Below are 21,669 nucleotides of genomic sequence, written 5' to 3' on the forward strand. Positions count from 1 at the left end.
AGATGCCGACAACGATCCCGACGCAGGCCAATATCGGTGGCGCGCAGGCCGCGCCCGATCCGTCATGCTTGCTCGAATTCCGCAACATCCGCATCGTCTACGACAACGCCATCGAGGCGATCCGCGACGTCAGCATTGCCGTGCCCGAAGGCGGCATCGTCGCCCTGCTCGGCTCCAACGGCGCCGGCAAGTCGACGCTTTTGAAAGCGATGTCCGGCATTCTCTACACCGAGGAAGGCGTGATCGAGAACGGCTCGATCCGCTTCCGCCATGAGGAAGTGCATCGTCTCGCACCCGACGAACTTGTTCGGCGCGGCATCGTTCAGGTACCGGAAGGCCGCCGCGTGTTTCCGGCGCTAACCATCGACGAAAACCTGCAGATGGGGGGCTACACCAAGACCGCAGCGGAAGCGCGCGAGCGGCGCGAAAAAGTGTTCGCCCTGTTCCCGCGCCTGTTCGAACGGCGCGACCAGATCGCAGGCTACATGTCTGGCGGCGAGCAGCAGATGCTGGCGATCGGCCGCGCCCTGATGACCGATCCCGTGCTGCTGGCGCTCGACGAACCATCCTTGGGCCTCGCCCCCCTCATCATCGACCGCATTTATGAAGTGATCGCCAAGCTGCGCGACGAGATGAAGATGACGGTGCTGCTGGTCGAGCAGAACGCACAGCGCGCGCTCGATATCGCCGATTACGCCTACATCCTGGAAACCGGGCGCGTCGTGCTCGACGGCACGGCGCAGAAGCTGGCGTCGAACGAGGACGTGCAGGAATTCTATCTCGGCGTCTCCAATTCGGGGCGCAAGAGCCTGCGCGACGTCAAGCATTACAAGCGGCGTAAACGGTGGCTGTCGTGACCGCCCTGCTCAGTGTCAAAAACCTCGGCAAGCGTTTTGGCGGCCTGCAGGCGGTCGCCGATGTCAGCCTTGATGTAACCGCAGGCGAAATCTGCAGCGTGATCGGCCCGAACGGCGCCGGCAAGACCACGCTGTTCAACATGATCTCCGGCGTGCTGCGGCCAAGCGGCGGTCGCATGCTGTTCGACGGCGTCGATCTCGCAACCGTCTCACCGTCACGCTTCGCCGCAATCGGGATCGGGCGAACGTTCCAGAACCTCGCGCTGTTCAAGCACGGCACCGTGGTCGAGAACATCCTGACCGGCCGGCACACCCATCTGCGCTCCAACGTGCTCGATGCCGTCTTCTTCTTCGGCCGCACTAGGCGCGAGGAGATCGAGGCCCGCCAGCGGGTCGAGCACATCGTTGAATTCCTCGAAATCGAACACATCCGCGACGCCATCGTCGGCACGCTGTCTTACGGCCAGCAGAAGCGCGTCGAACTGGCGCGGGCATTGGCTTGCGAGCCGAAGCTGCTGCTACTGGACGAAATGGTATCGGGCATGAACCAGGAGGAGACCGAAGACATCGCCCGCTTCGTGCTCGATATCCGCGACCAGCTTGGCATCACCGTATTGATGATCGAGCACGAGATGCGGATCGTGATGGACATTTCCGACCGCGTTCATGTCCTCAATTTCGGCCGCAAGATTGCCGAAGGCGCGCCCGCCGAAGTGCGGCGCGATCCGGTCGTCACCGAAGCCTATCTCGGCGGCCACCGCGCGGAAGCGCTTGCGAAGGTGGGTGCATGATGTCCACCCTCGACACGATGCGAACAACGCATCCGACTGTGCAGACGGGCTCGGCCAGGAGCACGTCCGCCCCCGACACCACGTCGTTGCGGTCCACGCTGCAGAATGCCGCGATCACCATTCCGCAACTGCTTCGAATTCGTGCTGAACTGCACGGCGAAAGGCTTGCGCTGCGCGAGAAGGATTTTGGCATCTGGAATCGCTATTCCTGGAACCATTATTATGAGACCGCGCGTTCCGTCGCGCTCGGCCTGCTGTCGCTCGGGTTGAAACCCGGCGACCGCGTCGCCATCGCGGGCGAGGATACGCCGGAATGGTTTTATGCCGATCTCGGCACCCAGATGATCGGCGCTATCGCGGTCGGCATCTATCCGACCAATCCGTGGGTCGAGTTGCAGTATATCGTCCGGCATTCAGGCGCGCGCGTGATCATATCCGGCGACCAGGAGCAGACCGACAAGGTCCTGGACGCCATAGCCAACAATGACGGCCTGCCGGCACTGGAGGCCATCGTCTGCGTCGACATGAAGGGCCTGCGGCATTACGGCCAGTCGCAACTGATGTCGTTCGAAAAGCTCTGCGAACTCGGCAAGCGTTACGCACTCGACAATCCCGACGCCAATGGCAGGCTCGACCGGCTGATTGCGCGGGCCTCGCCCGACGATGTCTGCATCCTCGTCTACACCTCAGGCACCACAGGTCCGCCCAAGGGCGCCATGCTGACGCATCGCAACCTAATTTATGCGTCGTATATCTATGCCGAGGCGGTCGGGATATCAGACAAGCCGTTCGAATCGGTGTGTTACCTGCCGCTCTGCCACGTCGCCGAGCGCTGCTATTCCGAAGTGATGCAGCTCGTGCTGGGCGGCACCGTCAGTTTTGCGGAATCGATCGACACGGTCGCGCTCAACATCCGCGAGATCGCACCGACCTTTTTCGTCGGCGTTCCCCGCATCTACGAGAAGCTGCAGCAGAATTTCCTGTTCAGGCTCGGCGAGAGTGGCCGGCTGCGACAGGGATTCGCGAAGGCCTGTTTCGCACTCGGACGCAAATTGTCCGACCGGCGACAGAACGGCAGCGAGACCTGGCTCGACCGGATCGCTTACGCACTGCTCTACATTCTCCTGTTCCGCAACATCCAGCGCCATCTCGGGCTCGCCCGTAGCCGTCATCGCCTCTGTGCCGGCGCCTCGATCTCGCCGGAGACGCTGCGCTTCTTCGACATCGTAGGCCGCCCGGTGTCGCAGGGCTATGGGCTGACCGAAAGCGGTGGCGTCGCCTTCATCCAGACCGATAGCCATCACCGCCTCGGTGGCTGTGGCCTGCCGCTGCGCGACACCGAATGGAAGCTCGACAGCGACGGCGAGATCCTGCTGCGCAATCCGGGCGTCTTCAAAGGCTATTTCCTCGACGAAAAGGCGTCCGCCGCCACGCTCGATGCCGCCGGCTGGCTGCGCACCGGCGACATCGTCGAGATCATGGACAATGGCGAGATCACCGTCGTCGACCGCAAGAAGGCGATCATAATCACCGCCGGCGGCAAGAACATCGCACCCTCCGAGATCGAGAACGCGCTCAAGGACTCGGAGTTCATCAAGGAAGCGATCGTGGTCGGCGAGGCCAGGAAATATCTCGGCGCCATCATTCAGGTCGATTTCGACAATGTCGGCCGCTGGGCCCGCGACAAGGCGCTGGCCTACACCAACTACAAATCGCTGTCGCAACTCCCCGAAGTACATGACCTTGTCGAACGCATCGTGGGCGAGACCAACAAGCGCTTTGCCCGCGTCGAGAACATCCGCCGATTTGCGATCCTGGAAAAGGAACTCGACCACGACGACGGCGAACTGACCGCCACGCAAAAGGTCCGCCGCGCCATGATCGAGAAGAAGTTCGCGCGCGAACTCGCCATCATCTACCGGGCGGAGGTCTGATGCAGTATTTCATGCAGCTGCTGATTTCAGGCCTTGCCATCGGCGCCATCTATGGCCTGATCGCGATGGGCTTTGCGGTGATCTATAAATCCACGGGCCTGGTCAATTTCGCGCAGGGCGAAATGACCATGATCACGGCCTATATCGCCTGGACCATTTCGACCACCGTCAGTGGCAACGTGTTTGTCGTGGCGCTCGGCGCCATCCTTGCCGCCGTCTTGCTCGGCCTTATCATCGAGCGCGTTGTGATGCGGCCGATGCTGGGCGAGCCGGTCTTCGCCACCGTCATGGTGACCATTGGCCTTGCCGTGATCCTGCGCTCGTCGATCAATTTCATCTGGGACGCCTACCCGCACGGCCTCGACGTCGGCTTCGGCCGCAGCATCGTGCGAATCGGCCCGATCGGCGTACGCACCGGCCAGATTGCCGTCATCGTCACGCTTCTTGCGCTGCTCGCCGCGATCTGGGCGTTCTTCCGCTACAGCAAGATCGGCGTCGCTATGCGTGCGGTCGCCGCCGATGACCGTACCGCGCTGCTGATGGGCATCAGCGCCACCAAAGTCCACGCCCTCGCCTGGGCTGCCTCGTCCGTGATCGCGGGAATCGGCGGCGTGTTCTTTGCGCTGTCCTATGATTTGTCGCCGGCGATGTTCCAGCTCGGGCTGAAGGCGTTTCCGGCCACCATCCTCGGCGGCCTCGACGCCGTGCTCGGGTCCGGCCTTGGCGGCCTCCTGATCGGCATCACCGAAAATCTCGCGGGCGGGTACATCGGCTCCGGCATGAAGGAGGTCGCGGGCTTTGCCATGATCATCGTGGTGCTGATGGTCCGCCCGTTCGGCATCTTCGGCGAACGCGACATCGAGAGGGTCTAGGATGCGCACCGGTGATTTCAAGCAGACCTACGGCGAACTCGTTACCCTCGTCGACTCCCCGCCGGTATGGCTGTGGTCGGCGCTGCTGGTCGCCGCGCTGATCGCAGCACCCTTCCTGCTGAACTCCTATGCGCTGTCGTTCCTGATGATCATCCTGATCACGGTGGTCGGCGCGCTCGGCCTCAACATCCTGACCGGTTATACCGGCCTGATCTCGCTCGGCCATGTCGGCTTCCTCGTCACCGGCGCCTACGCCTACGCGATCCTGGTTTCCAAATATCAGATGCATCCCTTGGTCGGCTTCCTCGGCGCCGGCGTAGTGCCGGCACTCGCCAGCCTGATCGTCGGCGCGCCGTCGCTGCGGCTGAAGGGGCTTTATCTCGCGATCACCACGCTCGCCTTCTCCTTCATCATCAACACCGTGATCCTGGAGGCGCGGTGGCTGACCAACGGCGCCCGCGGCATCTCGGTGCAGCGGCCGGAGATTTTCGGCATCAGCTTCGACAGCGACGCCGCCTTCACTTGGCTCTGCCTCGGCTTTGCGGTCCTCACTTTGTTTGCCACGCTCAACATCCGCCGCAGCCGCGTCGGCCGCGCCTTTGTCGCGATCCGCGACAACGACACCGCCGCCCGCGTCATGGGCATCAATCTGCACGCCTACAAGCTGTTCGCCTTCGTCACCTCGGCCTTCATCACCGGTCTCTCCGGTGCGCTGTACGGCATTTACCTGTCCTTCGTCAGCGTCGAGGGCTTTCCGTTCCTGCTCTCGATCGAGGCGCTGGCGATCCTGATCGTCGGCGGGCTGGGCTCCGCGCTCGGCGCCGTGCTCGGCACCATCCTGATCGTGCTGCTGCCGGAAGCGACGCGGTTCGTCTTCAGCCTGTTCAGCGCGCAGATCGACGCTGTGTTCACGACCGGCGCGCAGGAACTCAAGAGCATGCTCTACGGCCTCGTCATCATCCTGTTCCTGCGCTTCCAGCCGCGCGGACTGGTCGGTGCCTGGCACGACCTCAGGCGAATGTGGGTGAACTGGCCGCTTCGTTACTAACCAAAAAAGCAATTTGAACAGGAGGAGGAAACAATGATCAAATATCTGGCGGCCGCGTCGCTGCTGCTCGCAGGCGCATATCTCTCGACCGGCGCGGTGCTGGCCGCCGACCCCGGGATCACCGACACCGAGATCGTCATCGGCGACGTCGAACCCCTGACCGGCCCGCCGGCGCTGCTCGGGGTTGCCGCCTCGATCGGCCACAAGATCGCGATCGCGGAAGCCAATGCCGCCGGCGGCATCAACGGCCGCAAGATCAAATATGTGCTGGAAGACGACGGTTACGTCACCGCCCGGACCATCCAGGGCGTCAAGAAGGTGACCGACGTCGACAAGGCGTTTGCCCTGCTCGGCATCTCCGGCTCCGGCCAGTCCATCGCCGTGATGCCGCTGCTGGAAAAGGCCGGCATTCCCACCGTGATCGACGTCGCGCCGGTCAAGTTCCTGTGGGAGCCGCCGCGCAAGAACGTGTTCGTGGTCGGGCAATCCTACGAGGAAGGCATCATCCATCTCGTCAATTATCTCGCCGAGAAGAACCCCGGCAAGAAATGGGGCCTGATTACCCAGGACGATGATTACGGCATCACCGTGCGCGACGGTTTCGATACCGTGGTCAAGGCCAGGAAGCTGAACGTGGTCTACAGCGGCAACTACAAGAAGGGTCAGCAGGACTTTTCTTCCGACATGCTCCAGCTGAAGGAATCCGGCGCCGAGGTCTTTCTGGCCGGCGGCATCATCGGCGAGAACATCGCGATGATGAAGGAGCTCGAAAAGCTCAACATCAAACCGGTGGTCGGCATCTTCTGGCCCGGGCGGGTCGAGCCGGTGCTCAAGCTGATGGGACCGGCCGGTGACGGCATCTACGCCGTCGACTATGTCGAGCCGTTCGCAGGCGCCGCCGGCAAGGCCTTCATGGAGAAGGCCAAGGGACTGCTGCCGGAAGCCGAGATCAAGGGCATCAACCGCTATTCCATGACCGGCTACGCCGCCGCCAAAGTCCTGATCTCAGCCATCGAGCGCTGCGGCAAGCAACCGACCTGGGCCTGCACCATCACCGAACTGGAAAAGACCAAAAACGTCGAGACCGGCATCATGGCCCCGATCAGCTTCGGCCCCGGCGTGCGGTTCTCAAACCAGAAACTGCAGATCATGCAGTCCGAGTTCTCGACGCTGAGCTTCAAGCCGGTGAATTGAGGGTACCGCGACAACCTCAGTCGTCCCCTCTCCCCTTGTGGGAAAGGGTGGCACGGACGCGCGAATAGCGCGTTCGTGACGGGTGAGGGGTATGTCTCCTCACGGTAAGTCTAAGCTTTGAGGAAGATACTCCTCGTCCGGCGCTTCGCGCCACCTTCTCCCACAAGGGGAGAAGGAAGGAAGAACGCGGCGCCTTCGATATCACCCCCTCACATCCTCTTCGCAACCTCCTCCAGCATCACCTCCGTCGCCCCGCCACCGATCGTCAGCACCCTGGCATCGCGCACCATCCGCTCGATCGGCGTGCCCTTCATAAACCCGCTGCCGCCGTGCAGTTGCAGGCAGCCATGCACGACCTCGTGCAGCACTTCCGGCGACAGCGCCTTCACCATCGACACCTCGCGCGGACATGGCTTGCCGGCCTCCACTAGCTCCGCCGCATGGTAGGCCAGCGCCCGGGCGGCTGCGGCCTTGGTCGCGAGCGAGGCGAGTTTGAGCCGCACCGCCTGCTGGTTCCACAAGGGGCCACCAAACGCCTGGCGGGTCTTCACATAATTGGTCGTGAGTTCGATCGCCTTGGCGGATTCGCCGGCGCAGATGCCGCCGATGCAGATCCGTTCGTTCTCGAAGGTTTCCATGATGCCGTAGAAGCCGCGGCTCTCCTCGCCGAGCAGGTTTGCCGCGGGAATGCGGACATCCTGAAAGCTAATCTCGGCGGTGTCAGAGCAAAGCCAGCCGTGCTTATCGAGTTTTGTCGCCGAAATGCCCGGCGTCGTGCGCTCGACAATGAACAGCGAAATGCCACGGCTGCCCTTGGCGGCGGGATCGGTGCGCGCGGCCACGATCAGGATGTCGCCATAGACAGCATTGGTGATGAACATTTTTGAGCCGTTGATCACCCATGAATCGCCATCGCGGCGGGCCCGCGTTTTCAACCCGGCGACATCGGAGCCCGCATCGGGTTCGGTGACCGCGATCGAGCAGATGGTCTCGCCGCGGATGATTGCGGGCAGATATTTCTGTTTCTGCTCCGGCGTGCCGCGCAGGGTGATGTGGACCGCCGACATGTCGGTATGAACCAGCACTGATGAAGTGAACCCGCCGAAGGTCGAACGTCCGAGTTCCTCCGCCCATACCATCGACGCCAGCGGGCCCATGTCGGTGCCCCCATATTCGGCCGCGTGGCGCATGCCGAGGAAACCGAGCGCGCCCATGCGGCGGTAGATCTCGCGCGGGATCTTGCCGTCGCGCTCCCATTGCTCGCCATACGGCACGACTTCCTTCTCGACAAAGCGGCGGACTTGCTCGCGCAGCATCCGCAACTCCTCTGGCAGTTGCGGCTGCTCCGAGAAATGGAATTCGCTGTCGGCGTGGCTGCGTGGATCGGCGGGCCTGACGTTCATGATGATGCCCTCTCGTTCCTGATTTGAAGGTGTCGGTTGAGAAATTGCGCGATCGATGCGATGGCCCGATGCGCCTCGGGAAGCTCCGCGCCGAACATCTGGAAAACATGGATCATACCCTCCCAGACCTCCAGATGAACATCGACACCAGCGGCGCGCGCCAGGTCGGCAAACATGACTGAATCGTCCAGCACGGTTTCGCGGTCACCGACCTGGATCAACAGCGGTGGCAGGCCCGCAAGGTCGGCATAGAGCGGCGAGGCCAGGGGATCGCAGGGATCGCCCTGCCCGCCCAGATAATTCTTTGCCAGCGCCAGGATCATCGGGCGCTGATGGATCGGGTCGGCTTCGGCGCGGCTGACATAACTCGTGCCGGTCGCCGCCAGATCGGTCCATGGCGACATCAGCACCGCCGATACCGGAAGCGGAAGTTTGCGTTCGCGCAAGGCCAGCATGGTTGCGAGCACGAGATTGCCGCCGGCGGAATCTCCGGCGAAGGCAATGTTCTCCGGTTTCAGGCCATCATGGAGCATCCAGCCATAGGCCGCCAGCGCATCATCCAACGCAGCAGGAAAACGATGCTCCGGCGCGAGGCGGTAGTTGATGGCGAGCACGCGGCAGCCGCTGGCAAGCGCGATCTGCGCGATCAGGTCACGGTGCGATTCCACCGAGCCGATGCGAAAGCCGCCGCCGTGAAAATACAGAATGGCCTTATCCGGGGGCGTATTGGCCGGCGATATCCATTCGCCATCGACGCCACTGGCTGAGACGCGTTCGGAAGTGACCGGGGCGGTGCTGCCGCCGAAGGCCGCATCCCAATCGCTGCGCATCTGGGCCACTGACGCGTCGCGGTTCCAGCTGCGGTAGACGGCGCGGATGCGCGCGATCGCAAGTTCGATCGGCGCCGTTGCGATATCGTCGCTTGCGCGCGTCATATCAGCCACCCCCTCCCATGCCGCCGGAAACGCCAAGTGTTTCGCCGGTGATGTAGGCCGCCTGGTCGGAAGCGAGGAACAATACAGCTGCGGCGACTTCGTCGGGCTCGCCGAGCCGCCGTAGCAATGTGGCATCGGTCATCGCGCGCAAGATCTTGTCGCCGCCCCGGGCGACGGCCGCTTCCAGCATCGGCGTGCGGATCGGCCCCGGCGCAATGGCATTCGCCGTAATGCCGAAGCGCGCATTTTCGCGCGCCATGCTCTTGGTGAAGGCGATCACGCCGCCCTTGGCGGCGGAATAGACCGCGCCGCCTTTGGAGCCCAACCGGCCTGCTTCCGAGGTGACGTTGATGATGCGCCCGAACCCGGCCGCCTGCATCGCCGGAAGCGCGGCGTGGGTGCAGGCAAAGGCCGAGACCAGATTGACCGCGAGCAGTTTGGCCCAATCCTCCGGCGTCGTGTCGGTGAAGAACGCATGCTGGTCGACGCCGGCATTGTTGACCACGATATCGAACGGGCCGTGCTGCGCCATGACCGCCTGCACCATGCCGGTGTCGCCGGCATCGAGATGAACCGCAGTCGCACCGACCTGCCCGGCAAGCCCGGATGCCGTTTCGAGATCGAGATCCGCGATCACGACGTGAGCACCGGCATCGGCAAAGCTACGAACGATCGCGGCACCGATCCCCTTCGCGCCGCCGGAGACGAAAGCGCGGCGGCCGTCGAGCCGCCCGAACGCACGCGTGCCAGAGGTCGGCACTGACTAGCGCCCTGTAAAGATGGGTTTGCGCCGCTCGATGACCGCGGCGAGCCCTTCGCGCGCGTCAGCCATGCCGGACAGCTCGGATACGGTGCGCGCTTCTTCCGACAGGCACTGCTCGATGCTGAGCGCGGTCCCGGCCCAGACCAGCCGCTTGGTCGCGGCCAACGCCCTCGGCGCACCGGCCGCCAGTTCCCGCGCCATCGCAAGCGACGCCTCGGCAAGGTCAGCATCCGGGACGACCTTGGTGACGATGCCCATCGAGAGCGCCTCAGGCGCTGATATCACCGGATTTGTCAGAAGGATCGACATGGCGCGGCGCAAGCCGACCAGCCGCGACAGCGTAACCGACACACCGGCGTCAGGCGCCATCGCAACGCGCGTCGCGCCCGCCAGGAATTTCGCGGACTCGCCAGCGATGACGATATCGGAGGCGCAGACAAGGCCGAAGCCACCGCCACCCGCAGCAAATCCCTGCACTGAGGTAATCACCGGCGCTTCGAGCCGCAGCAACCCCGTCACCGCGTTCTGCAGATAGGCCGTTGCCTGCCTGATGTAGTCAGGCAGCTTCTCGCCCTTCGATGCAAACGCCCTGATATCACCCCCCGCGCAAAAATTCGTGCCTTCGCCGCTCAGCAGCAGCACGCGCAGGTCCGGCTGACCATGGCAGACCATGATGGCGTCGCACAGCGCGCTGAGCAGCTCGGCGCTCATGCCGTTGGCCGCATCGGGGCGGTTGAGCCGCAGCCGCGCGATGCCATCGGCGATATCAAGCAGAACAGGACCTTTGTCGATCATGGCTTTTTCCAACCTAGATGAGGAACGAGAGCGTAAACAGCGCCTTCTCGTTGTTGACCAGGATCACTTTCTTGTACGCCATGCGCAGCTCGCCATCGACATAGCGCAGTCGGTATTCGTTGCGCGCAGCCCAGACCGTGTCATCGCGCAGGCTGGATTCGAACACCATGCTGTTGCTGGCGACCGAGATATCGCCGCCGGGCTGCTCGTCCAGCAGTTCGATGTTGGATACCAGCCGCCGCAGCCGCGATTGCGGCGTCTGGGTGTGGCGTTTGCCGGTCAGCAATTGCTTGATGCGAAGCGAGATGCGCGAACGGTTGTCGTAGATGATCGACATTTCCTTTTCGGGATCGATGTCGTCACCATTGGCCGGTACCCAATAGACGCCGTCTTCGGTCCACAGCGCTTCCCAGGCTTCATATTGGTGCTCGTCCTGCAGCCTCGCCTCCTTGTAGATGAAGGCCGTTACGGCTGATATCAGCGTGGCGCTGCTTTCGCGTGACAGCATCACACCGCCTCCATCAAGCTGCGATAATGCCGCCAGATGCCGCGTGAGGGGATTTCGTCGGTGACGTGGCCGACCTTGAAGCCGAGATCATCCCGGCGTTCGCGCTTCTCGCCGCGGCCGAGGAAAATCCATTCGGGGTTGCGCGCCAGCACGCCGCGGTGGCAGCGCTCGTACATTTCCGAATCGTCCGCCAGCAACAATCCGGCCGGGCCGACCGACCCCATAGTCTGCTGGCGCAGACGCCTATTCATGTCGGGCGCCCCCTTGAACTGCAAGGCGGTGACATGCTGCACGCTGTCGTCGACCGCAAGCGGCTGGATCACGAACATCTGGATTTCAGCGATGAACAGGTTCGGGAAGATCATCACATGCGGCGTGCCGTCGATCATGATCTCGCGCGCTTTCTGGTCGCCATAGGCGGCCTTCATCCGTGCCGTGTAATCCGGCAACCGCTCCTCCGTGGTGCCGAACCAGCTCATCGGCGCATCGCGTTTGCGGAATTCGGGCCGCAGGTCGATTTCGGTGTGGCCATTGCCATAGTCGCGCGTCACCGCGGTCGATGCGCCGCCATAGAGCTTGCCGATCGCGCTATCGGCGACACCGAAGATCGAGGAATGCACGAAGGCCGGGTGATAGCCGTCGCATTCGTTTTCCAGGATGAATTTCCAGTTGGCCTTGACGCGATGCTTGAGGAAGCCGGCAGTCACTTCGACCTCTCCTTCGGGAGAGAAACGAACAAGACGGTCGATCGTTTCCGCCGCACCGCCGAGATGCTCTTCCAGCGACGGGCCTTCGGCGGCGAATGAGCCGAACACAAAACCGCGATAGGATTGCACCCGCGTCACGCGGCCGAGCGACAGCTTTGATTTATCCTGGCCCTCATAGCCATCGGGAAAGGCGTAGCCGACCAGACGGCCGTCATTGGCAAAGGTCCAGGAATGGAACGGGCATGTGAAGGAGCGCGCATTGCCCTTGTCGTACGAGCAGACCTGGTTGCCGCGATGCGAACAGCGATTGAGCAGCAGATTGACCTTGCCCTGCTCGTCGCGGGTCATGATGACCGATTGCGGACCGATCGACTTGACGACGTAGTCGTTCGCATTCGGCACCTCGCTCTCGTGTCCGACATAGACCCAGCTGCGGTACCAGATGTTCTGCAATTCGGCTTCGAAGATCCCGGGATCGCTGTAGAGCGAACCGTGCACCCTGTCGGGGCGGATCAATTCGCCCCATTTCGACGCGCGCGGCACGACGTTCATCGCTGCATCTCCCATTGTATCTTTCGTGCTGGCCCGGCTCTCTTGCGGAGCCCTGCGGCTTGAGCTAAAAATAATCCGACTGACCGTTCTAATAATAGCACCGGCGTTTGGCCGCTTCAAGGGAATTTTCCCGTTCAGGCGCCAAAACTGCGAATTTGCAAGGAGGATCATCGGGATGGACCAAGTCACCCCCACCGGTCTCGCCCACGCGCTCTACGCCGCCCTTGCCGCCGGCGACCGCGCGCAGCTCGACGCGCTGCTGCATCCGGACTTCAGCGGCCGCACCGCCGAGGGCATGCCGTTCGACATCGGGGGCGATCATGACGGTCCCGCCGCGATGCGGCGGAACGGCTGGGGCGCGATTGCCCGGCATTTCGAGGCCCGCGCCGAGCCGGAACGGTTTCTCGATCTCGCCGATGGCCGCCTGCTGGTTACCGGCCGTTACCGCGGCCGCGGCAAACAGGGCGGCGCTGCTCTCGACGCCGCCTTTGCCCATCTGATCGCATTCGACGAGGGGCGCATCAAGTCGCTCGAGCAATTCACCGACACCGCACGCTGGCATGACGCCGCTGGACCGCTGCGGACCGTGCTGCTCGATTTCGAGGGCGGCGTTGCGACGTTGCGCCTGAACCGTCCGGACAAGGGCAATGCGATCGACGAAAGCATGGCCGCCGACCTCGCCGAGGCGGCAACCCAGATTGCGGAGCGATCAGATATCCGCGCCGTACTGATTGCCGGTAACGGGCCGAACTTCACGGTCGGCGGCGACCTCGGCCTGTTTGCGGGAACGGCGCACGAGCAGTTGCCGAACCGGTTGCGCCGCATGATCGACAGTTTTCATCTGTCGATCGAACGGCTGACCAGCATTGACGCGCCCGTGGTCGCGGCGGTGCGCGGCGGTGCCGGCGGCGGCGGATTGGGCCTGCTCTACGTCGCCGACATTGTCGTTGCAGCTGACGACGCCCGGTTTGCGCTGGGCTATGGGGCGCTCGGCCTGACCTCCGATGGCGGCAACACCTGGTTCCTGCCACGCATGGTCGGGATGCGGCGCGCGCAGGAGCTGTTTCTGCTCAACCGCCGCCTCACCGCGCAAGAGGCCCTCGCCTTCGGATTGGTGACGCGCCTGGCGCCGGACCATCAGGTGGACAGCGAAGCCGCCTCCCTCGCCGCGAAACTCGCCGCCGGTCCGACGCGCGCCTTCGGTGCCGTCCGCCGGATGCTGCGCCAGTCGTTCGAGACGGGACTGTCCGATCAGCTCGATGCCGAAAAGGATTCGATCGTCATCGCCAGCAACACCGACGACGTGCAGGAAGGAATTTCCGCCTTCGTAGCCAAGCGGCGGCCGAATTTTCGCGGCAGTTGAACCAATCAAGCTGATGAAAACTCATTTTTCGCGGCGGTCGTTCAGGCCTCTCAGCTAAACTCCCACAACCGGCCATCTCGCGAACGGCTGCTCAGCGCCAGAAGTGGCCCCTCGCTAGATGCGGAAGGTCATACTGGACTGGTTTATCGCCATGGCTTCCCGGCATCGAGCGCGCCAAGCCGAACCGGAGTTCGCCCGTTGCCGGAGATCTTCAAGAACACCGGAGCGGCGCGAATCTCGCGGACGTATTGGAAGGCGCAGCCGACAAGCCTCACAAGCTCGCCCTCGTCGCCTGTCGGCAACCGTCGCTAATAGTTGGTCGCCATGGGTGCCCTCTCATCGCGCAGACGTTGCATGGCCATGGCAACGCCATTTGTTGGGTAACTCAGGCCGGCGCAAGACATGAGGATGCGTCGCGGGTTCCGCCCCAGCCGCCGCCATGTCCTGCAGCGAGCTGTGCCAGAAAGATATGCCATATCGCGCTGGCTGTGGCAGAATTGCCGTTGAAGCTCGGCCTGGTCTGCTCAAGCGGACGATCGGTGAGAGCCAAGGCCAGCGCAGTTAGTCCGATAGCGACCACCGGAGTAATGGCGGAGTGCGGCCGTGGAGAAATCTCATCGGTTCGGCCCTGATGTGCAATGCAACCTCCAGGTCTTGTGGGAGGACGGTGCGCGTTCATTCGCCCGGGGATGGTGGGTGGACGCCGATGGCCAGCGGAAGCCGGTGCTGGCCGTATCGCCAACCGCGGAGCATCCAGCGCCCTCAAACCTTGAGCACCTTGCTCACGAATTTGCGTTGAAGGACCAACTGGACGGTGCCTGGGCAGTACGGCCACTAGAGCTTTTGCGGAACAGCCAAGGGACCATGCTCCTGCTCGAGGACCCCGGCGGCGAGCCGCTCGCCCGACGGCTCGGCGCCCCCACGGAGGTCGGACAGTTCTTGCGCTTGGCGATCGGCATCGTCACAGCGTTGGGCAAGGCGCACCAGCATGGCCTTGTTCACAAGGACCTCAAACCAACCAATATCCTGGTAACGGGCATCGGCAGCGAGGTGCGGCTCACTGGCTTCGGTCTCGCCTCACGCCTGCGGCGCGAGCGGCCGTCACCAGAATCGCCGGAAGAACTCGCCGGAACTCTCGCCTACATGTCGCCCGAACAGACCGGTCGCATGAACCGGTCGATCGACTTCCGAAGCGACCTCTACACATTCGGCGTCATTTTGTACCAGATGCTAACCGGCGTGCTGCCGTTTGCGGCGGCCGATGCGATCGAGTGGGTGCATTGCCATGTCGCACGGCAACCGATCCCGCCGGCCGAGCGAGTGAAGGAAGTCCCGATCATTGTCTCGGCCATCATCATGAAGTTGCTGGCCAAGACAGCCGACGGGCGCTACCAGACCGCACGCGGCATCGAACGTGACTTGCGGCGCTGCCTCGCTGAATGGGAAGCTCGCAAATGCATCGATGCGTTTCCCCTCGGCGTCCACGACACTTCGGACCGGCTCCTAATTCCCGAGAGACTATACGGACGAGCGCACGAGGTCGCGAATTTGCTCGCTGTTTTCGATCGCGTCGTAACAACCGGAGCACCGGAGCTCGTGCTGCTTTCCGGATACTCCGGAATCGGCAAATCCTCGGTAGTCAATGAGCTGCACAAGGTGCTCGTTGCACCGCACGGGCTCTTCGCATCCGCCAAGTTCGGCCAGCACAAGAATGAAACGCCATATGAGACCCTTGCTCAAGCGGTTAGGGACCTAATTCGACCATTGCTGGGGAAGAGCGAAGCTCAGTTGGCACCCTGGCGCGACTCGCTCCGCGAAGCGCTTGGCCCAAACGGCCAACTGATGGTCGATCTCGTCCCGGAATTAAAACTCATCATCGGAGACCAGCTGCCGGTTCGTGAATTACCGCCCAAGGGTGCACAACAGCGTTTCCAGTTGGTGTTTCGGCGGCTTATAGGTGTCTTCGCCCGGCCGCAGCATCCACTGGCACTGTTCCTCGATGATTTGCAGTGGCTCGACGAGCTGACGCTCGATCTCCTGGAGGATCTGCTGACCCGTTCGGATCTGCAACACCTCATGCTGATCGGCGCCTACCGCGATAACGACATGGCCGCCGCCCATCCGCTGCTACGCAAGCTTGAAGCTACCAAGACCGCTGGCGGAAAGGTGACGGAGATCCGGCTCGCACCGCTGAAACGAGAGCATCTTGGAGAGTTGATTGCGGACACGCTCCGCTGCGAACCGCAACGGGCCGCGCTGCTCGCTCAACTGGTGCACGAGAAGACCGGCGGCAATCCGTTCTTCGCCAACCAGTTCATGTCCTCGCTCGTCGAAGAGGGAATGCTCACCTTCGATCATGATGCTGCCTGCTGGTCCTGGGATCTCCGTCGCATTCACGCCAAGGGATACACCGAAAACGTGGTGGAGCTGATGGTCGGGAGGCTCACTCGCCTGCCGTCAAGCACACGGGATGCGTTGCAGCAGCTCGCGAGTCTTGGGAGCGGTGCCGACCTCACGACACTCTCGATCGTCCTCGGGATTTCCGGGCAGCAGGTCCACGCGGCGCTGTGGCCGGCTGTACATCAGGAATTGATCGAGCGCTTGAAGGGCACGTACCGGTTCGTCCACGATCGTATTCAGGAGGCTGCTTATTCGACGATCCCTGAGGAGCTGCGTGGCGAAGCGCACCTTCGAATAGGCCGGCTGCTCGCGGCTCGCACACCTCCCGACAAGAAAGAGGAGGTGATCTTCGACATCGTCAATCAACTCAACCGCGGCACGGCCTTGATCACCGCACGCGAGGAGCGTGAATGGTTGGCCGAACTCAATCTGCTCGCAGGCAGGCGCGCCAGGCAATCGACCGCCTACAGCTCGGCCCTCACCTACCTCACTGCCGGTCGCGCGCTGTTGTCGGACGGCTGCTTGGAACGTTGTGGCGAACTTGCGTTCGCGCTCGAATTCCACTGCGCAGAGTGCGAGTTTATGACTGGCGCATTGGCAGCAGCAGATGAACGGCTGGAGATTCTCTGGAAGCGAGCCACCAACATCGTTGACAGCGCCGCCATCACTTGCCTGCGCATGGATGTCTACACGACGCTCGGTCAGGGCAGTCGCGCCGTCGAGGTCAGTCTCGACTACCTCCGCCGTGCAGGCATTGACTGGTCGCCCCATCCCACCGAAGACGAGGCTCGATGCGAGTACGAACGGGTCTTGGCCCGGCTCGGCAGCCGCACGATCGATGACCTTATCGAAATGCCGTTGATGAGCGATCCGGCTTCACTGGCGACCATGGGCGTCTTGAACAAGATGGAAACCCCGGGGGCGCGTGCTGACAAGAACCTCGAAGTGCACGTCGTCTCCTACGCAGTCAATTTAACCCTCGAGCGCGGCAACTGCGATGGATCGAGCCTGGCATACCAGCGGCTGGCGATCGTTGCCGGTGCACGTTTCGGCGAGTACCAGACCGCGCTCAAGCTCGGTCGTTTGGGGTACGAGCTAGTCGAACGACGCGGATTGAAGCGTTTCCAAGCCGGCGCCTATATCATGTTCGGGAACCTGGTCTTGCCATGGACTCAGCACGTGAAGTCGGGGCGCGAGCTGGTGTGCCGAGGTGTCGATGTCGCCACCCGGAACGGAGACGTCATTTACGCCGCCTACGGCTACGCCAATCTGATCAGGAACATGCTCGCGGCGGGCGATCCACTCGCCGAGACACAACGCGAGGCTGAGAATGGCCTCGAATTCGCAAAGAAAGTCCATTTCAGGTTCTTCATCGATCTCATCACCACCCAGCTTGGGCTGATTCGAACTCTCCGCGGTCTGACGCTGACGTTCGGTCGGTTTGACGATGGAGCATTCGATGAGCGGCAGTTTGAGCACCAGTTGTCGGCTGGCGCTGCCCTGACGCAGCCCACAGCTTATTATTGGATTCAGAAGCTGCAGGCGCGTTTCATGTCTGGCGATATCGAGACGGCTCTCGATGCCTCCCAGAGCGCGCACGCCATGCTGTGGACGCTCTCGCCCTCAGAGGCGGTTGAATATCATTTCTGCTCTGCGCTCTGCCACGCGGCAGCCTGCAGGTCGGCTGCTTCCGACGACCGGCGTCAGCACCTAGAGGCGATCACTTCACATCAAAAGCAACTCAAGGTCTGGGCGAACAATTGCCCCGAGAACTTCGAAAATCGCGTCGCGCTGGTCGACGCGGAGATCGCCGATCTCGAAGGTCGGGAACTTGACGCCGCGCATCTCTATGAGGGGGCAATCCGTTCGGCGCGCGACAATGCTTTCGTGCAGAATGAGGCGCTCGCCTATGAACTGGCCGCGCGCTCCTACGCTGCGAGTGGCTTTGAGCAGATCGCGCACCTCTATCTTCGCAACGCCCACCGCGGGTATCTTCGCTGGGGAGCCGACGGTAAGGCGCGGCAACTCGAACAGCATCATCCGCGCCTCCGGGAGAACACGCGAGTTCCCGGCCCGACGACCACGATCGGAACACCGGTTCAGCATCTGGACCTCGCGACGGTCATCAAGGTGTCGCAGGTCGTCTCGGGCGAAATCGTTCTGGAAAAGCTGATCGAGACGCTGGTGCGCACCGCGATCGAGCAGGCCGGCGCTGAGCGTGGACTATTGCTTCTTCTGCAAGGGGACGCATTGCGGGTCACAGCCGAAGCCATGACCAGCGGCGATACGGTGATCGTGCACCTGCGTGACGAGATCGTGACCGAGGGTGTGCTGCCAACGTCGGTGTTCAATCATGTCCTACGCACACATGAAGACATCATTATCGACGATGCCGCGACCCAGTCCTCGTTTGCTGCAGATCCATACCTTCGTCAACACAAGGCTCGCTCCGCTCTCTGCCTGCCACTGCTCAATCAGGCGAAGCTCATCGGGGTGCTCTATCTCGAGAACAACTTGGCCGCTCGTGTCTTCGCACCGGCCCGCATCACTGTGCTGAAGCTGCTTGCCTCGCAGGCAGCGATCTCGCTCGAGAATACCCGCTTGTACCGGGATCTTACACAGCGGGAAGCAAGGATTCGACGCCTGGTCGACGCCAACATCATCGGGATCATCATCTGGGACCTCGAAGGTCGGCTTCTCGAAGCCAATGACGCGTTTCTGCGTATGCTGGGATACGACCAAGAGGATCTTGCCTCAGGTCGTCTGAACAGGACAAACCTGACGCCGGCAGAATGGCACGACCGCGACGCACGGACGGTCGCAGAGCTAAAGACGATTGGGATAGTCCGACCATTTGAGAAAGAGTACTTCCGGAAGGACGGCAGCCGGGTGCCCGTGTTGATGGGCGGGACGCTGTTCGATGAAAGCAAGAATCACGGAGTCTCGTTTGTACTTGATTTGACCGAACGCAAGCAGGCCGACCAGGATCTACGCGCGAGCGAGGAGCGCTTTCGCACGCTCGTACAATTCTCGTTCGACGTGTACTGGGAGAGCGACGCGCAGCATCGCTTCATTCGTCAGGAGTTTGCCGAAAGCGTTGTCGATGCACCCGGGCGGGGCTCCGAGCTCGGCAAGACGCGATGGGAAGTGCCCTATTTAGAGCCCGATGCAGAGGCCTGGCGCAAGCATCGGGAGACGCTAGATGCTCACCTCCCGTTCCGCGACTTCGAGCTCGCGCGACCGACGCCTGACGGTGGCAAGCGTTATGTATCCGTCTCGGGGCTGCCGGTGTTTGACGAAAATGGGCACTTCACCGGCTACCGCGGCGTCGGGCGCCACATCACGGAGCGCAAGTTAGCGGAGCAGGCTTTACGAGGGGCGCAGACGGAGCTGGCGCACGTTAATCGCGTGACAACGATGGGTCAGCTGACGGCCTCAATCGCACACGAGGTCAACCAGCCGATCGCAGCTGCGGTCATCAACGCTTACGCCGCCTTGCGCTGGCTGCGCGCCAGCCCGCCCGATCTCGTGGAAGTCCGGCAAATCCTTGGCCAGATTATCGAGAGCGGCAGACGTGCCGGAGACGTCATCGACCGAATTCGGGCCCTCATCAAGAAGGCGCCAGCCCACAGAAGCCTTTTCGACTTGAATGAAGCCATTTTCGATGTCATCGCCCTGACCCGCACCGAAGTGCTCAACCATGGTGTCGCGCTGCAGACAGAGCTCGCGACCAGCTTGCCGTCCGTGGACGGCGATCGGGTCCAGCTGCAGCAGGTCATCCTCAATTTGATCATGAATGCAGCTGAGGCGATGAGCGATCTTGAAGAGGAGGCGCGAGAACTGCAGATCAGTACTCAGACGTATGCCGCGGGCGGCGTGCTTGTTGCCGTTCGGGACTCGGGCCCGGGCCTGGATCCCACAAGTGCGGAACGCGTTTTCGAGGCTTTCTACACCACCAAGTCTGCCGGTTTGGGCATGGGTCTGTCGATCTGCCGGTCGATCATCGAGGCGCACGGTGGCCGGCTGTGGGCCAGTGCAAATGAACCGCGGGGGACAGTATTTCAATTTACATTGCCGCCAAAGCAGAGCTAGGCCGTTCCGGCGGAGCAGGCTGACGAAATGCCGCAGCGTTGACACTCGCGGCCAGCCGCAACAAAGAAGGCCAACGTTCGAGCGTCAACGACAACTCTGCGCCAATAGCCGACCGCGACTTCATCTAGAGTTCCGGCGTTCGATAAAGTGTCTTGCCGCCGACCCTAATATCGACGTCGAGCAGGTACTGCTTCAGCCCTGCGCGGTCGATTTCGACGCCGAGCCCAGGCTTGTCGGGGGCCGAGAGTTCACCGTTGCGGTCGCGCTGCAATGGTGTCGCGACGAACGCAAGGGCAACGGGCTTCGGCGCGGCCGGGTACTCGCAAATGCGATGATCGGCGAGCCCAGCATAGGGCTGCAACGATGCCGACAGGGCAAGGTGCGACGTGAACGTGTGATTCACGTAGACGACGCCGCGCGCGGCTGCGTAATCGGCGACCCACTTAGCCGGGCCGATCCCGCCAATACGTCCGCAGTCGATCTGGACGAAGCCGATGCCGCCGTAGTCGATCAGGTGGCGGGCCATGTGCGTGTCGTGTGCGCCCTCGCCGCCGGCAAGCTTCACCTTGCCGCTCTTCCGGGCGAGCGCCCCGTAGGCCTCGTAGGCGGCGGCAGCAAACGGCTCCTCGAGCCAGACGGCAGCAGCCTGCTCGAGTGCGGGAAGCCGTTCCACCGCGCGCGCGACGTCCTCGACGAAGATCTGGCCCACATCAACCAGCAGGATCCCATCCTTGCCGAGGCCTTCGCGCGCAGCGGCGAAGTGATGGGAATCTTCCTTCGCCGTGCCGCGGCCGATCGGTCCCCAGCCGAACTTCGCTGCCTTGAAGCCGTCGGCAATCGATTTCTTCGCTATGGAGAGGGTTTCCTGCGGGGTGTCGCCGAACAGGCGTGAGGCATAGGGTACCTTCGGCGCGGAGCGCGTATAACCGAGCAGCTTCCAGACCGGTTCGCCGCGCACGCGGCCGAGCAGGTCCCACATGGCCATCTCGACGCCGGACATGGTATGGGCCGCTTGCAGCAGGTCCATGCTATCGTAGGCAACCTGCCTGGACATGCGCGCGATGTCGTCAGGGCCGTTCAACGTCTGGCCGAGAATCGAATCACCGACCGGCCGGCACACGCCGTGCGACATTGGGCAGACGAACGCAGCGATTGACGGCAGCGGTGCCGCTTCGCACTCCCCCCAGCCTTCATGCCCGCCCGAACGAACGCGCACGAGCAGCGCATCCTGGCTGCCGTCCGCCTCGGTTGTCACGACCGGCATGGACACGTAGAAAAAGTCGACTGCTTCGATCTTCATGGGTCTTGTCTCTCTGTCGGGCGCTTCGCCACTGCGGGAAGAACATGGCCCATCCCGGCGTGAAAACGCGTGTGTGAATCGGCGTCCACTCCTGGCCCTCTGCCTGACCAGATATAAAGCATTATGTTGCCTCGACGCGCACCTTCCGCCGAGCG

At 62.6% G+C, this 21,669-nt stretch carries 15 protein-coding genes; 8 read left to right on the forward strand and 7 right to left on the reverse strand.

Translation table 11 applies throughout. The features are described from left to right. The first annotated feature begins 2 nt into the window (after positions 1 to 2). Genes JQ611_RS28945 through JQ611_RS28970 form a run of 6 tightly spaced genes read left to right on the forward strand, consistent with a single transcriptional unit; the run spans position 3 to position 6,696 of the window. Positions 3 to 857, forward strand: a complete 855-nt coding sequence (locus JQ611_RS28945; protein ID WP_249133531.1) for an ABC transporter ATP-binding protein — start codon at positions 3 to 5, stop codon at positions 855 to 857. After that, complete coding sequence (locus JQ611_RS28950) at positions 845 to 1,648, forward strand: ABC transporter ATP-binding protein (RefSeq protein WP_312012228.1); 804 nt, start codon at positions 845 to 847, stop codon at positions 1,646 to 1,648. Before JQ611_RS28945 ends, JQ611_RS28950 begins: the two co-directional genes overlap by 13 nt. Beyond that, entirely contained in the window at positions 1,648 to 3,582 is a 1,935-nt protein-coding gene (locus JQ611_RS28955; protein ID WP_212467347.1) for a long-chain fatty acid--CoA ligase, read from the forward strand. Before JQ611_RS28950 ends, JQ611_RS28955 begins: the two co-directional genes overlap by 1 nt. Further along, entirely contained in the window at positions 3,582 to 4,454 is an 873-nt protein-coding gene (locus tag JQ611_RS28960) for a branched-chain amino acid ABC transporter permease (RefSeq protein ID WP_212467348.1), read from the forward strand. The genes JQ611_RS28955 and JQ611_RS28960 overlap by 1 nt, the downstream gene beginning before the upstream one ends. Before the next feature lies 1 nt (position 4,455). Then, on the forward strand, positions 4,456 to 5,502 hold the full coding sequence (locus JQ611_RS28965) for a branched-chain amino acid ABC transporter permease (RefSeq protein ID WP_212467349.1): 1,047 nt from the start codon (positions 4,456 to 4,458) through the stop codon (positions 5,500 to 5,502). Positions 5,503 to 5,535: 33 nt separating this feature from the next. Beyond that, on the forward strand, positions 5,536 to 6,696 hold the full coding sequence (locus JQ611_RS28970; RefSeq protein ID WP_212467350.1) for an ABC transporter substrate-binding protein: 1,161 nt from the start codon (positions 5,536 to 5,538) through the stop codon (positions 6,694 to 6,696). A 209-nt stretch (positions 6,697 to 6,905) separates the two neighbouring features. On the opposite strand, the gene JQ611_RS28975 is transcribed toward JQ611_RS28970, so the two are convergent. Genes JQ611_RS28975 through JQ611_RS29000 form a run of 6 tightly spaced genes read right to left on the reverse strand, consistent with a single transcriptional unit; the run spans position 6,906 to position 12,359 of the window. Beyond that, positions 6,906 to 8,099: an acyl-CoA dehydrogenase family protein gene (locus JQ611_RS28975; protein ID WP_212467351.1), complete on the reverse strand. Its 1,194-nt coding sequence runs from the start codon at positions 8,097 to 8,099 to the stop codon at positions 6,906 to 6,908. Continuing rightward, positions 8,096 to 9,034 (reverse strand): alpha/beta hydrolase, encoded by a 939-nt coding sequence (locus JQ611_RS28980; protein WP_212467352.1) that lies wholly within the window; start codon positions 9,032 to 9,034, stop codon positions 8,096 to 8,098. Before JQ611_RS28980 ends, JQ611_RS28975 begins: the two co-directional genes overlap by 4 nt. Position 9,035: 1 nt before the next feature. Continuing rightward, the gene (locus JQ611_RS28985) at positions 9,036 to 9,794 is read right to left on the reverse strand and encodes an SDR family oxidoreductase (RefSeq protein ID WP_212467353.1); all 759 of its coding nucleotides are present in this window, start codon (positions 9,792 to 9,794) and stop codon (positions 9,036 to 9,038) included. 3 nt (positions 9,795 to 9,797) lie between these two features. Continuing rightward, on the reverse strand, positions 9,798 to 10,592 hold the full coding sequence (locus JQ611_RS28990; RefSeq protein WP_212467354.1) for an enoyl-CoA hydratase/isomerase family protein: 795 nt from the start codon (positions 10,590 to 10,592) through the stop codon (positions 9,798 to 9,800). A gap of 13 nt (positions 10,593 to 10,605) precedes the next feature. Further along, complete coding sequence (locus tag JQ611_RS28995; RefSeq protein ID WP_212467355.1) at positions 10,606 to 11,100, reverse strand: aromatic-ring-hydroxylating dioxygenase subunit beta; 495 nt, start codon at positions 11,098 to 11,100, stop codon at positions 10,606 to 10,608. Further along, on the reverse strand, positions 11,100 to 12,359 hold the full coding sequence (locus tag JQ611_RS29000; RefSeq protein ID WP_212467356.1) for a Rieske 2Fe-2S domain-containing protein: 1,260 nt from the start codon (positions 12,357 to 12,359) through the stop codon (positions 11,100 to 11,102). The genes JQ611_RS28995 and JQ611_RS29000 overlap by 1 nt, the downstream gene beginning before the upstream one ends. A 175-nt stretch (positions 12,360 to 12,534) precedes the next feature. Between JQ611_RS29000 and JQ611_RS29005 the strand changes: the two genes are divergently transcribed. Beyond that, positions 12,535 to 13,722: an enoyl-CoA hydratase-related protein gene (locus JQ611_RS29005; protein ID WP_212467357.1), complete on the forward strand. Its 1,188-nt coding sequence runs from the start codon at positions 12,535 to 12,537 to the stop codon at positions 13,720 to 13,722. 633 nt (positions 13,723 to 14,355) lie between these two features. Then, the gene (locus tag JQ611_RS29010; RefSeq protein ID WP_212467383.1) at positions 14,356 to 20,214 is read left to right on the forward strand and encodes an AAA family ATPase; all 5,859 of its coding nucleotides are present in this window, start codon (positions 14,356 to 14,358) and stop codon (positions 20,212 to 20,214) included. A gap of 124 nt (positions 20,215 to 20,338) precedes the next feature. Here JQ611_RS29010 and JQ611_RS29015 read toward each other — a convergent pair whose 3' ends face one another. Next, positions 20,339 to 21,514, reverse strand: a complete 1,176-nt coding sequence (locus JQ611_RS29015; protein WP_212467358.1) for a mandelate racemase/muconate lactonizing enzyme family protein — start codon at positions 21,512 to 21,514, stop codon at positions 20,339 to 20,341. Positions 21,515 to 21,669 lie beyond the last annotated feature (155 nt).

It is taken from the genome of Bradyrhizobium sp. AUGA SZCCT0182, from assembly GCF_018130185.1.
In the GTDB taxonomy this organism is placed as follows: Bacteria; Pseudomonadota; Alphaproteobacteria; order Rhizobiales; family Xanthobacteraceae; genus Bradyrhizobium.

Bases quoted from the DNA above. Each gene is read 5' to 3' on its own strand.
- JQ611_RS28945 (WP_249133531.1), top strand. From the start codon at position 3: ATGCCGACAACGATCCCGACGCAGGCCAATATCGGTGGCGCGCAGGCC.
- JQ611_RS28955 (WP_212467347.1), top strand. From the start codon at position 1,648: ATGTCCACCCTCGACACGATGCGAACAACGCATCCGACTGTGCAGACG.
- JQ611_RS28960 (WP_212467348.1), top strand. From the start codon at position 3,582: ATGCAGTATTTCATGCAGCTGCTGATTTCAGGCCTTGCCATCGGCGCC.
- JQ611_RS28965 (WP_212467349.1), top strand. From the start codon at position 4,456: ATGCGCACCGGTGATTTCAAGCAGACCTACGGCGAACTCGTTACCCTC.
- JQ611_RS28970 (WP_212467350.1), top strand. From the start codon at position 5,536: ATGATCAAATATCTGGCGGCCGCGTCGCTGCTGCTCGCAGGCGCATAT.
- JQ611_RS28975 (WP_212467351.1), bottom strand. From the start codon at position 8,099: ATGAACGTCAGGCCCGCCGATCCACGCAGCCACGCCGACAGCGAATTC.
- JQ611_RS28980 (WP_212467352.1), bottom strand. From the start codon at position 9,034: ATGACGCGCGCAAGCGACGATATCGCAACGGCGCCGATCGAACTTGCG.
- JQ611_RS28990 (WP_212467354.1), bottom strand. From the start codon at position 10,592: ATGATCGACAAAGGTCCTGTTCTGCTTGATATCGCCGATGGCATCGCG.
- JQ611_RS28995 (WP_212467355.1), bottom strand. From the start codon at position 11,100: ATGCTGTCACGCGAAAGCAGCGCCACGCTGATATCAGCCGTAACGGCC.
- JQ611_RS29000 (WP_212467356.1), bottom strand. From the start codon at position 12,359: ATGAACGTCGTGCCGCGCGCGTCGAAATGGGGCGAATTGATCCGCCCC.
- JQ611_RS29005 (WP_212467357.1), top strand. From the start codon at position 12,535: ATGGACCAAGTCACCCCCACCGGTCTCGCCCACGCGCTCTACGCCGCC.
- JQ611_RS29015 (WP_212467358.1), bottom strand. From the start codon at position 21,514: ATGAAGATCGAAGCAGTCGACTTTTTCTACGTGTCCATGCCGGTCGTG.